The sequence below is a fragment of the Amycolatopsis sp. NPDC058278 genome, from assembly GCF_042881395.1.
Lineage (GTDB): Bacteria > Actinomycetota > Actinomycetes > Mycobacteriales > Pseudonocardiaceae > Amycolatopsis.
The window spans coordinates 1-11787 of record NZ_JBHVXZ010000200.1 but is presented as its reverse complement, the minus strand read 5'-3'; the positions used below and the strand labels follow the sequence as shown (position 1 = coordinate 11787).

Here is an 11787-nt window from a genome sequence, read left to right as displayed (position 1 = left end):
TAACACACGGGGCTTCGCCCCGGCCGGGGGCTCCGCCACCCGGAGCCCCCGGAAAGAAGCAGTAAGAGTAGTAGGGAGGTGAACGAAGGAAATGGAAGCCACGATGACGGGCTGGGCGGAACTCGCGGCCTGCAAGGACGAGGACCCGGAACTGTTCTTCCCGATCTCCGAGGTCGGCCCCGGCGCCCGGCAGACGGCGCAGGCGAAGGCCGTGTGCGCGCGCTGCCCCGTGCGCGCCGAATGCCTCGGCTACGCGCTCGACAACGGTCTTGACCACGGCGTCTTCGGCGGCATCACCGCGGTCGAACGCCGCCGGCTGGTGCGCACCGCGCCGGAGCGGCACCGAGCGGCCTGACGCGCCGCCCGGTGACCTCTTCCCGGCGGCCTCGAGCACAACCACCGAATCCGGAAGAAAATCGATTCCGGCCGTGTGCGCGCCCGGGTGGGTGATTCTCCGCGAATCACCCACCCGGGCTTTTTTTGTGCGCGATATCTATGCGCGACTTTGCATCTTTCCCGGATACCAGTGGTCATCGGGCGCTTCCGGCCACGTCTCCGGCAAGCCCCACACCGCCGCCGTGAGCGACTCGAACGCCGCCATCGCCGTGATCAACCCGCCCTCGATCGTGAGGAGGGTGACCCCGAACCACCGGTGCTCGTGCTCATCCGGGCGCCGCAGGTAAGTGGCCACCGCGGGCTGGCGGTTGGCACGCACGGGCAGCATCCGGAACCGCCCGACGCAGTCCGGCGACGCCGGGTCCATCGAGAGCGAGAGCGCCCGGATGATCGAAGCGCGGTTGCCGAACCACAGCGTGTACGGCGGCATGACCGCTTGGGCGTCTTCGTGCAGCAGCCGGGCGACCGCGGCCGGGTCGCCGCTTTCGTACGCGGCGATGAACCGCTTGAGCAGCGCCGTTTCCTCGGCCGTCGGATCGCCGACCGTCCACTCTGCACGCCGCGCGGGCAATCGTTCACGCAGCGTCGCCCGAGCCCGCTGCAGCGCGCTGTTCGCCGACGCCACGCTCGTCTCCAGCAGTGACGCCGTCTCCTTCGCCGACCAGCCGAGCACGTCCCGCAGGATCAGCGTCGCCCGCTGACGCGGCGGCAGGTGCTGGACGGCGGCGAGGTAGGCCAGCTCGATCGTCTCCCGCTCGACCACGGCGGCGCCGGTGTCGTCGGGAGCGGCGCCGTCGAGCAGCCGGTCCGGGTACGGCTCGAGCCACGGCAGGTCGGCGGCCGCGATCGGCCCGGCCGGCTCCCCGGCCGGGCCGAGCTGGTCGGGCAGCACCCGCCGCGGACGGCGCGCGAGGACGTCGAGGCACGCGTTCGTCGCGATCCGGTAGAGCCAGGTGCGCACGCTCGCCCGGCCCTCGAACCCGTCGCGGCCCTTCCACGCGCGCAGGAACGTCTCCTGCGCGAGGTCTTCGGCGTCGGCCAGGGACCCGAGCATCCGGTAGCAGTGCACCTGGATCTCCCGGCGGTGCCGTTCGACGAGCGTCTCGAAATCCGGAGCGTGACCCACCCCGGCACGCTAGCGCACCCGGCAGGGGAAACTGTTGTCGTGAGCGGAACGGTGCTGGTGCTGGGCGGACGCAGTGAAATCGGGCTGGCCGTGGCGAAACGCCTGGTCAGCGAGGACACGCGGCGGTTCGTGCTGGCCGCGCGGCCGGGCGCGGACCTGACCGGGGAGGTCGCCGCGCTGCGTGCGGCCGGCGCCGAGGCGGTGGAGACGGCCGAGTTCGACGCCGACGACCTCGGCGCGCACGGACCTTTCCTGGAGAAGGTGGCCGCCGAGCACGGGCCGCTCGAAACCGTCGTGCTCGCCTTCGGCATCCTCGGCGACCAGGCGCGTGCCGAACGGGACAGCACCCACGCCGCCGCGATCGTGCACACGGACTACGTCGCCCAGGTCGGCGTGCTGACCCACGCCGCGAACCTGCTGCGTGCGCAGGGGCACGGCCGGCTGGTCGTGTTCTCCTCGGTGGCGGGGGTGCGGGTGCGCCGCGCGAACTACGTCTACGGCTCGGCCAAAGCCGGCCTCGACGGCTTCGCGTGCGGCCTCGCCGACGCGCTGCACGGCTCGGGCGTCCACCTCTTGCTCGTCCGCCCGGGCTTCGTGATCGGCCGGATGACCGAAGGCATGACGCCGGCGCCGTTCTCCAGCACCCCCGACCAGGTGGCCGAAGCGACCGTCGCGGCGCTGCGCCGCGGCCGCGGGGTCGTCTGGGTGCCCGGACTGCTCCGTCCGGTCTTCTTCGTGATGCGCCTGCTGCCGCGCGCGATCTGGCGCAAACTGCCGCGGTGACGCGATAGCGTGCGCCACTGTGGCCGGTGCCACAGCACGTCGGCGTACGCACTTCCTTACGGTGCGTGGCAAAACCCCGCTCCGGCTCGGCCGATCGGGCAGCGTCACAGCTTTCCGACAACTTTCTCAGCTGATTCCCAGCTAACGCGGTGATCCTCGAAGAGGGGAACCATCGGCGGGAAGCAAGGGGAAAGACGTGCTGTTGTCGTCGCGGGGGCGCCGGATCGGCGGCCGGGTCGCGCTCGGCGTCGTCTCGACGGTGGTGCTCGGCGCCACCGGCTACCTGTGGACGCAGCTGAGCTCCCTGGACGACGGCATCGTCACCGCCGACGTCATCCCGCCGGCCGCCCAGGTCGACACCGACGACACCCCGCCCGGCGAGCCGTTGAAGGTCGCCCAGAACCTCCTGCTCGTCGGGATCGACGCGCGGACCGACACGTACGGCAACCCGTTGCCGCAGAACGTGCTCGACGCGCTCCACGCCGGTGGGGGTGACGACGGCGGCGACACCACCGACACGATCATCGTGGTCCACATCCCGGCCGGCGGCGCGGCGGCCACCGCGATCTCCATCCCGCGCGATTCCTATGTGGACATCGCGGGCGGGTACGGCAAGCACAAGATCAACTCGGCTTACAGCCGCGGCAAGAACGCCGCGATGTCCGGGTTGCGCGCCCAGGGGCTCTCCGGCGCGCAGCTGGAGGTGGCGGCGAACGAGGCGGGCGCGAAGACGGCGATCCAGACCGTGGAGAAGTTCACCGGGCTGACCATCAACCACTACGCGGCGATCAACCTCGCCGGCTTCGACGCGCTGTCACAGGCCGTCGGCGGCGTCGAGGTCTGCCTCAAGGAGCCGGTGCACGACAAGTACTCGGGCGCGGATTTCGCGGCCGGGACGCAGACGCTGTCCGGCGCGCAGGCGCTCGCCTTCGTCCGGCAGCGCCACGGGCTGGTCAACGGCGACCTCGACCGCATCGCGCGGCAGCAGGCGTTCCTGTCCGGGATGGCGAAGAAGGTGCTGAGCGCGGGCACGTTCACCGACCCGTCGAAGCTGGGCTCGCTGGTCAGCGCGGTGCAGGGCTCGGTGGTGCTGGACAAGGGCTGGGACATCCTGAGTTTCGCGCAGCAGCTGCGGGGGATGACCTCGGGCGCGATCGCCTTCGCCACCATCCCGGTGCAGAGCCTGTCGCTGCAGACGCCGTCCGACGGCGACGCGGTCAAGGTCGACCCGGCGCAGGTCCAGCAGTTCGTCCGCACGGCGATCAGCACCGCGGCGGTCCAGGCCGTGGGCGACGACACGGACGGCGGCGTGAAGCCGGTGGCGGCGACGGGTACCCGGGCCCCGGGTGCGTCGGACACGAAGCAGCCGGCGACCAGTACGGCCGCCGGCTGCGTGAACTGAGTCTCACACGAACGCGGACTGCCCCGTGATCGCCTTGCCGACGATCAGGGTGTTCATCTCGCGCGTGCCTTCGAAGGAGTAGATCGCCTCGGCGTCGGCGAAGAACCGCGCGACGTCGTAGCCGAGCACGATCCCGTTGCCGCCGAAGATCTCCCGGCTCCAGGCGACGACCTCCCGCATCCGCGAGGTGACGAACGCCTTGGCCAGCGACGAGTGCTCGTCCTTGAAGATCCCCGCGTCCTGCAGCCGGGCGAGCTGCACCAGCATGCCCCACGACGCGGTGATGTTGCCGAGGCTCTTCACGAGCAGGTCCTGCACCAGCTGGAAGCGGGCGATCGGCCGGCCGAACTGCCGGCGCTCCTGGGCGTAGGCCAGTGCGGCTTCGTAGGCGCCGATCATCACGCCCAGCGCCTGCCAGGCCACGCCGCCGCGGGTGGCACGCAGGATCTCGGCGACGTCGCGGAAGGAGTTGATGCCCTGCAGGCGGTTCTCCTCCGGCACGCGGACGTCGGTCAGGGTGATTTCGGCGTTTTCGACGATCCGGAACGCCGTCTTGCCCTGGATCTTCTCCGGCACGAAGCCCGGCATGCCCTTCTCGACGACGAAGCCCTTGACGTGGTTGTCGTCGACGTCCCGGGCCCACACCACGATGTAGTCGGCGAAGGTCGCGTTGCCGATCCACTTCTTGGCGCCGTTGAGGACCCAGCTGTTTCCGTCCCGCTTGGCGGTGGTGCGCATGCCGCCGGCGACGTCGGAGCCGCCGAGCGGCTCGGTCATCGCGAACGCGCCGATCTTGTCCATCGCGGCCATCTCGGGGAGCCAGCGGTCGCGCTGCTCCTGGCTGCCGCCGGAGTAGATCGAGTACATGGCGAGTCCGTTGTGGACACCGAAGAACGTCGCGACGGACGCGTCGGTGCGGCTCATCTCCATCGCCATCATGCCGGTGAGGAGGTGGCTGACGGCCGGCTTGTGCTCGCCGTAGCCCTCGTAGGGCAGGCCCGCGAGACCGGAGTCGCGGAACATCCCGATCAGTTCCTTCGGGAAGGTGCCGGCCTCCCAGTTGTCGTTCACCAGCGGCTTGACGTCGTTGGTCATGAACTCGCGCGCCTTGACGAGCAGCTTGCGCTCGTCGTCCGGGAGCAGCGCCTCGAAGTCGTAGAAGTCGGCGATGAGCTTGTCGTTGAGCGGTTCCATGTCAGTTCTCCTCCACGGCGTTCAGCACTGCGAGCTGCTTGCGGTCGCGCGTTTCGGCGAGTTCCGAGTACGTGGAGGAGCCGTAAGCCTTTTCGACGGCTTCGATGAGCCGTTCCTGCTCTTCGGGGCTCTGGCTGGGGGTGCCCAGCCCGGCCCACATCTTCTTCATGGACTTGCCGATGTGCTCGGCCATGTGCCGGTAGCCGCCGGGGCCGCCACCGAGGTGCGAGCCGAGGAACGGCCCGACGGTCGCCCAGCGGATGCCGAGCGAATTCGTGATCACCTTGTCGAGGTCTTCCGGCGTCACGACGCCCTGCTCGACGAGGTAGATCGCCTCGCGGCTGAGCGCGTTCTGCAGCCGGTTGCCGACGAACCCGGGCATCTCCTTGCGCTCCACGACCGGGGTGCGGCCGAGGAAGGTGTAGAAGGCGACGGCGGTTTCGACGCTGTGCTCGCTGGTCTGCTCGCCGGGGACGACTTCGACCAGGGGGATCAGGTGCGGCGGGTTGAACGGGTGTCCGATGAGGACCCGGCTGCCGTCGATCTCGCCGGTGAACGCCGTCGAGGGGATGGCGCTTGACGAACTCAGCAGCAGCGCGTGCTTCGGCGCTTCCTCGACGAGCTGCTCGAACAGGCCCTTTTTGAACTCGGCGTTCTCGGGGCCGTTCTCCTGCACGACGTCCGCATCCTGGACGGCTTCGGTCACGTCGGCGGCGATCCGCACGTGGCTCGCCAGCTCGTCGGCGGTCGTGCCGAGGTGCGGGGCGAACGTCTTCAGCGCGTCGGCGACCGCCTCGGCGAGGTCGGGGCGGGGATCGGTGACCCGGACGGTCAGGCCGTGGTGGGCGAACAGCGCCGTCCAGGACAGCCCGATGGTGCCGGCACCGATCACCGCTGCGTTGCGGAACTTCATGACTGCGCTCCCTTCAAGTAGTCGAAGACCGGCTTGACCGGAGCGAGCGTCAGGTCGGTGAGGATGTGGCTGGCGGAGACGACCTCCAGCACCGGCAGGTCGGCCAGCGGGGCCAGGACGTGCTGGAACAGCTGCAGCCGGGCCGGGGCGGTGTAGGCCTCCTTGACCACGACGTCGGTGATCTCGGTGCGGACCAGCTCCTGCACGCGCGGGGCGCCGTCGTAGCCGGGGATCGTCTTGAGCATGAACGTCGGGACGGTGATCTGGCGTTCGGCCTCGCGGGCGTCCAGTGCGTGGTGCTTGTAGCCCATGGTCGCGGTGGCCACCCGCAGCGTTCCGTAGTCCAGCGTGCCCACGAGAACGCCGTTGTCGACATAGAGATCCGGGCTTCCCGCGGTCTTCGGGTACGCGCTGACCTCGCGCCCGGACGCGGTGGCCGGGAAGTTGTCGAGGTACATCGCGTGCAGGTACTCGCCGCGCTCGCCGTCGAAGCTGACCTCGATCGCCTGGCCGGATTCGGTGTAGGGGCCGTAGCCGGAGACGTCGCCCATCTTCATGACTTCGAAGCGCACCAACGGTTCTTCGACCTGCAGCGGCTCCGGGACGACCGCGCGCAGGGCGTCGGCGTCGGTGCGGTAGACGATGTTGAGGTACTCGCGGTCGGTGAACCTCGGGACCACGGGCGCGAACGCCGGGGCGGTCAGCGGGGTCGTCACGTGACGGCGGACTTCTTCGATCTTCATGGTTATTCGCCTGTCCACTTCGGAGCGCGGCGCTCGGCGAAGGCGGTCATGCCCTCGCGGACGTCGGCGGACTGCATCAGCTTCTTGGTTTCGTCGCGCTGCACGGCGAACGCCTCGGCTTCCGAGCCGCGCACGATCTTCTTGACGGCGGCGAGGGCGAGGGGTGCGTTCTCCGCCAGCTTCTCGGCGAGTCCGACGGCGACCGCGGCAGCGTCGCCGTCCGCGGTCACGCGGTTGACCAGGCCGAGCTCGCCGGCGCGGCGGCCGGTGACGGGCTCGCCGGTGAGCAGGAACTCCATCGCGAGGTGGTGCGGGATCCGCTTCGGCAGCCGGATCACGCCGCCGCCCGCGGCGATCAGGCCGCGCTTGACTTCCGGAAGGCCGAACTTGGCGTTTTCCGCGGCGACGATCAGGTCGCAGCCCAGGGCCAGTTCGAACCCGCCGCCCATGGCGAACCCTTCGACGGCGGCGATCAGCGGCTTGGTCAGCTCGGCTTCGGTCAGGCCGCCGAACCCGCGGCCGGGGATCTCCGGCGACTCGCCCTTCAGCGCGGCCTTGAGGTCCATGCCGGCGCTGAAGGTGTCCTCGGCGCCGGTCAGGACGCCCGCCCGGAGCGTGGGGTCGCTCTCGAGTTCGTCGAGGGCGGCGGCCAGCTGGGTCGCGACGGCGGCGTTGACCGCGTTGCGCGCTTGAGGCCGGTCGATCGTGATCAGCAGGGTGCTGCCGATCCGTTCGGTGCGTACTTCACTCATGACTCTTGCTTCTTTCAGAGTTCCGCGAGGACTTCGGCGGTGTCCTGGCCGGCCAGCGGGGCCAGGCGGCGGATCGAACCGGGCGTCGCGGAGAACTTCACCGGGATGCCGACCGTGCGGATGGTGCCCTCGCTCGGGTGCTCGACGGTGTCGAGCAGGTGGCCGTCGCGGACGTACGGGTCTTCGTGGGCGGTGTCCAGCTCCAGCACCGGGGCCATCGGGATGCTGTGCTTGGCACACACCTCGGCCCACTCCTCGGTGGTCAGCGCCGGCGCGCAGACGGCGATCTGCTCGCTCAGCCACTCGTTGTCGGCGCGGTTGACGGCTTCGCCGTTCACCCGCGGGTCGGCGGCGAGGTCGGGGCGCCCGGCCGCGGCGAAGAAGTCGCGGAAGTTCTGCGGGTTGTAGGGGATGACGCAGGCGAGGCCGTCCTTGGTGCGAACCGCGGCGTGGCCCTTCGTCATCGACAGCGCGAACCCGGTGGGACCTTCGGCCGGCTCGTAGGTGTGCCCCGCGAGGTGTTCGACGAGGTTGAACGCGATCAGCGTGTCGGTCATCGGGATCTCGATCTGCTGGCCCTGGCCGGTCTTGTCGCGGTGCACCAGCGCGGCGAGCACGCTGTAGGCGATGGTCAGCGACGAGACCTTGTCACCGATGATCGTCGGCAGGTAGACCGGCTCGCCGAGCGCGCGGTTGGCCACGTCGACCAGGCCGGAGGAGGCCTGCACGGTCTCGTCGTAGGCGGCGTTCCCGGCGCGGTCGGAGTCGCTGCGGAAGCCCTGCGCGTGGGCGTAGACCAGGCGTGGGTTGCGCGCGGCGACGTCGGCGTAGTTCAGGCCGAGCCGGGCCAGCGCGCCGGGGCGCATGTTGGTGATCAGCACGTCGGCCGTGTCGATCAGCTTGAGGGCCTGCTCGCGCTCGGTCTCGTCCTTGAGGTTGAGGGCCACGCTGCGCTTGTTGCGGTTGACGTTGAGGTTCAGCGCCGTCATGCCCGGCGTGGTGCGGTACTCGCCGACCCGCACGGTGTCCGCGGGCGACTCGATCTTGATCACGTCGGCGCCGAGGTCGCCGAGGATCTGCGCCGCGTACGGGCCCATGACCACGGTCGAGAGGTCGATCACGCGCACGCCGTCCAGAGGTCCGGTCGTCATCTTTCGTCCTTTCGCGCCTGGGGTTTTGCTCTACTTACGAACGTAGGCGCGTTCGGCGTGAAAGGGAATGATCATGATACGAACAATGGTATGACTCTGGTGGTCATACCATTGTTCTAGCTGCTGAGCGGCTCGGCGAAGATCTCTTTCGCGGCGTCGACGAGTTCATGCAGGTCGCCGTCGGTGCGGTCGCGCCGCCAGAGCAGGCCGGTGTCCAGCTGGGGGCGGAAATCCGTGAAGGGCAGCACGGTGACGTTGTCGAGCCGGTAGCCGTGCATCGGGCTCCTGGCGTCGAGCATGGAAATGGAAAAAGCTTCGCCGCTGGAGATGATTTCCGACGTTCCGCCGTATCCGGTGTTGGTCAGCCGGATGCGTTTCTTGACGCCCAGTTCGTTCAATTGGTGGTCGAGCTGGTCGAAATAGGCGGGGACGATTTCCCCTGGTGAGGCGACGTACGGGAATTCGGCGAGCTCGGCCAGGCTGACCGAGTCCCGGCCGGCGAACAGGTCGGCGGGGACGACGGCGCCGAGCCGTTCGGTCATCACGGCCAGCTGTTCCAGCGCGGGATCGGTGACCGGCAGCCGCGCGAGGGTGAGGGCCAGCTTCCCGTCGTGCACGCCCTGCACGAGGTCGGCGGTGGTGCCGGGCCAGCGCTTGAGCTCGTAGTGCTCCCGGACGCGCTCGGCCAGTGCGTTGACGCGGTCCCGCAGATCGGGGTGCACCCCGGCGGGCATGCCGAGGAAGACGGTGCTGCGCTGCGGCTCGGTGGCTTCCTTGAGCTTCCACGGAATGGCGCTGACCTGCTCGAGAACGTCCCGGGCGAGCGGCAGCAACGCGGCCCCGGCGTCGGTGAGGGTGACGTGGTGGGTGCTGCGGTCGAACAGCTGCTGCCCGAGCTCGTGTTCGAGGTCCTTGATCCGTTGGCTGAGCGGCGAGGCGGCCATGTGCAGCTTCCGCGCGGCCGCGGAAAAGTTCAGCTCCTCGGCAACCGCGACGAAGTAGCGCAGGTGCAGCATCTCCATCCCCCGACCCTACGGCCCACCCGTGTCGTCCCCCCAATCACACGTGTCGTCCGCTCAATCACGCGAGTCGACCCTCCGATCACGCGAGTCCCGCCTCTGATCACGCGAGTTCCGGCTCCGATCACGCGAGTCCCGCGTACCCGGACGGACGACTCGCGTGATCAGAGGGTCATCACTCGTGATTGAAGGGTCGACACGGTCAGGGGCGGGGGAGCGGGACGGTCGGCGAGGTGAGGGGGAAGGTGAGGGTGAACGCCGCGCCGCCTTCGGGGGCCGGGCCCGCCGTCAACGTTCCGCCCATACGGGTGACCAGGGCGTGGACCAGGGCCAGGCCGATGCCGGAGCCGACCGGACGGCGGTCGCGGTAACGGGCGTTCAAGACCCCTCGCTCGAACGCCACCGGGTAGTCCTCCGGCGCCAGGCCCGGGCCGCCGTCGCGGACCGCCAGCGAAGCCGACGAATCGGACACCGACAGCGAGAACACCATCGGCGCCCCCGAGGGCGTGACGCGCAGGGCGTTCTCCGCCAGCCCGTCGACCACCTGGCGCAACCGCCGCGCGTCCGCCAGCACCGGGACCGGGGACGGCGGCGCCGCAACCGACAGCCGGACGTCCTCCCGGCCGCACCGCAGCTGCCACACCTCCGCGCAGTCGCGGACCAGCGAAGCCAGGTCCAGCACCGCGATGTCCAGCCGGAACTCGTCCGCGCCCAGGCGGGCCAGCTCCAGCAGGTCGGTGACCAGCCGCTCGAGCCGCACCGCCTCCCGCTGGATCGTCTGCCCGGCCCGGACGGCGTCCGGCCCCGTGGCGACGCCGTCCGCGATCGCCTCCGCGAAGCCCGTCACGGCGGTCAGCGGCGTCCGCAGCTCGTGCGACACCGACAGCAGGAACTCCCGCTGCCGCGCCTCGCTGACGGCCAGTGCGTCGGCCAGCGAGTTCAGCGACCCGGCCACCTCCGCCACCTCGCGTGGCCCCTGCACCGGCACCCGCACGTCGCGACGCCCCGCCCGCAGCGATCCCGCGGCGAGAGCGGCCCGGCGCAGCGGACGGCCCAGCAGCCGGCCCGAGACGAACCCGGCAACGGCGGCCACCAGCAGCCCGATCCCGAGCGCCAGCAGGATGTTGCGCACCAGCGCCCGTTGGGTCGCCTGGGCGTTCCGCGCGGGCAGGACCAGCGCGAACGCCGCCCCGCGCGTGCCAACCACCCGCGTCTCGACCAGGTACTGCGACCCCGCCACCGTGACGCGCCCCGAGTGGTCCGCCGCCAGCCCGAGCTTCCCGGCGGCCTGGACCGCGACGGCGTCGCCGAGCGCCTGCCCGCCCGCCCGGCGGACCACCACCGAGATGCCCTGGCCGCGCACCACGTCGGCCACCTTGCCGACGCCCAGCCGGTTGCCGATGCCCGTTTCGTCCAATTGCGACGCGACGACGTCGGCCTGCGCGGCCAGCGTCGACTGCAGCACGTTGTCGGCCGTGGTCCGGATCAGCCGGGACGCGACCAGCGCCGCCACGATCACCGCGATGCCCGCGACGGCCAGGCACACCAGCGTGATCCGCCCGGCCAGCGTCCCCCGGGACTTCACGCCGGATCCGCCGCGTAACCGATGCCCCGCACCGTCCGGATCGGACTCGACGCCCCGAGTTTCGCCCGCAGCTGAGCCACGTGGACGTCCACCGTGCGCGTCCCCGCCGCCGCGGCGTACCCCCAGACGGCACTCAGCAGCTGGTCGCGCGAAAGCACCTGCCCCGGGTGCCGGAGCAGGTGCGTGAGGAGGTCGAACTCCGTCGACGTCAGGGAAATCTCGACGTCGCCCGCCCACGCGCGCCGGGAAAGAACGTCGACGCGCGCGCCGCCCACGGCGAACGTCTCCGCGGCCGGCGTCGCCCCGGAGGCCCGGCGCAGCACCGTGCGGACCCGGGCCGCCAGCTCGCGCGGGCTGAACGGCTTCGTGAGGTAGTCGTCCGCGCCGATCTCCAGACCCAGCAGGCGGTCGAGCTCGTCGTCGCGGGCGGTGACGAACAGCACCGGCGTCCAGTCCCCGGCCGCGCGCAACGCCTTGCAGATCTCGATACCGTCCATTCCGGACAGTCCGATGTCGAGCACGATCGCCACCGGCTTGAGGCGCCGGACGGCGTCCAGGGCCCGGCCGCCGTCGGCCTCGACGTGCACGCCGAAGCCGTCGCGCTTGAGGTAGAGCGCCGCCAGCTCGGCGATCGCGGCCTCGTCCTCGACCACGAGGACGAGGCCCCGGCCCCGTGTCCCCAAGCCAGCTCCCCTCTCCGCCCTGTTAAGAGGGGAGACGCTA

At 70.5% G+C, this 11787-nt stretch carries 12 protein-coding genes; 3 read left to right on the top strand and 9 right to left on the bottom strand.

All coding sequences use genetic code 11. The features are described 5' to 3' along the window. Window positions 1-91 precede the first annotated feature (91 nt). Window positions 92-355 carry a WhiB family transcriptional regulator gene (locus ACFVYA_RS47680; RefSeq protein ID WP_285993589.1) on the top strand — a complete coding sequence of 88 codons (264 nt, stop codon included), beginning with the start codon at window positions 92-94 and terminating at the stop codon, window positions 353-355. A 138-nt stretch (window positions 356-493) separates the two neighbouring features. Here ACFVYA_RS47680 and ACFVYA_RS47675 read toward each other — a convergent pair whose 3' ends face one another. Beyond that, window positions 494-1522 carry a sigma-70 family RNA polymerase sigma factor gene (locus ACFVYA_RS47675; RefSeq protein WP_387054975.1) on the bottom strand — a complete coding sequence of 343 codons (1029 nt, stop codon included), beginning with the start codon at window positions 1520-1522 and terminating at the stop codon, window positions 494-496. A 39-nt stretch (window positions 1523-1561) separates the two neighbouring features. Between ACFVYA_RS47675 and ACFVYA_RS47670 the strand changes: the two genes are divergently transcribed. After that, window positions 1562-2305, top strand: a complete 744-nt coding sequence (locus tag ACFVYA_RS47670; protein WP_387054973.1) for an SDR family NAD(P)-dependent oxidoreductase — start codon at window positions 1562-1564, stop codon at window positions 2303-2305. 196 nt (window positions 2306-2501) lie between these two features. Then, a complete protein-coding gene (locus ACFVYA_RS47665; protein WP_387054971.1) occupies window positions 2502-3707 on the top strand; it encodes an LCP family protein in 1206 nt (401 codons plus the stop codon). A 3-nt stretch (window positions 3708-3710) separates the two neighbouring features. On the opposite strand, the gene ACFVYA_RS47660 is transcribed toward ACFVYA_RS47665, so the two are convergent. The 8 genes from ACFVYA_RS47660 to ACFVYA_RS47625 form a co-directional block, all read right to left on the bottom strand. Further along, window positions 3711-4901 (bottom strand): acyl-CoA dehydrogenase family protein, encoded by a 1191-nt coding sequence (locus tag ACFVYA_RS47660; RefSeq protein ID WP_387054969.1) that lies wholly within the window; start codon window positions 4899-4901, stop codon window positions 3711-3713. Between the two features lies 1 nt (window position 4902). Then, on the bottom strand, window positions 4903-5814 hold the full coding sequence (locus ACFVYA_RS47655) for a 3-hydroxyacyl-CoA dehydrogenase NAD-binding domain-containing protein (protein ID WP_387054966.1): 912 nt from the start codon (window positions 5812-5814) through the stop codon (window positions 4903-4905). Next, window positions 5811-6557 (bottom strand): acetoacetate decarboxylase, encoded by a 747-nt coding sequence (locus ACFVYA_RS47650; RefSeq protein ID WP_387054964.1) that lies wholly within the window; start codon window positions 6555-6557, stop codon window positions 5811-5813. The genes ACFVYA_RS47655 and ACFVYA_RS47650 overlap by 4 nt, the downstream gene beginning before the upstream one ends. Window positions 6558-6559: 2 nt before the next feature. Beyond that, window positions 6560-7309 carry a crotonase/enoyl-CoA hydratase family protein gene (locus ACFVYA_RS47645; RefSeq protein WP_387054962.1) on the bottom strand — a complete coding sequence of 250 codons (750 nt, stop codon included), beginning with the start codon at window positions 7307-7309 and terminating at the stop codon, window positions 6560-6562. Between the two features lie 14 nt (window positions 7310-7323). After that, window positions 7324-8460: a CaiB/BaiF CoA transferase family protein gene (locus ACFVYA_RS47640; protein WP_387054960.1), complete on the bottom strand. Its 1137-nt coding sequence runs from the start codon at window positions 8458-8460 to the stop codon at window positions 7324-7326. Between the two features lie 116 nt (window positions 8461-8576). Beyond that, on the bottom strand, window positions 8577-9482 hold the full coding sequence (locus ACFVYA_RS47635) for a LysR family transcriptional regulator (protein ID WP_387054958.1): 906 nt from the start codon (window positions 9480-9482) through the stop codon (window positions 8577-8579). Window positions 9483-9681: 199 nt separating this feature from the next. Next, window positions 9682-11064 (bottom strand): ATP-binding protein, encoded by a 1383-nt coding sequence (locus ACFVYA_RS47630; RefSeq protein WP_387054956.1) that lies wholly within the window; start codon window positions 11062-11064, stop codon window positions 9682-9684. Further along, entirely contained in the window at window positions 11061-11747 is a 687-nt protein-coding gene (locus tag ACFVYA_RS47625; RefSeq protein ID WP_387054954.1) for a response regulator, read from the bottom strand. The genes ACFVYA_RS47630 and ACFVYA_RS47625 overlap by 4 nt, the downstream gene beginning before the upstream one ends. Between the last annotated feature and the right edge of the window lie 40 nt (window positions 11748-11787).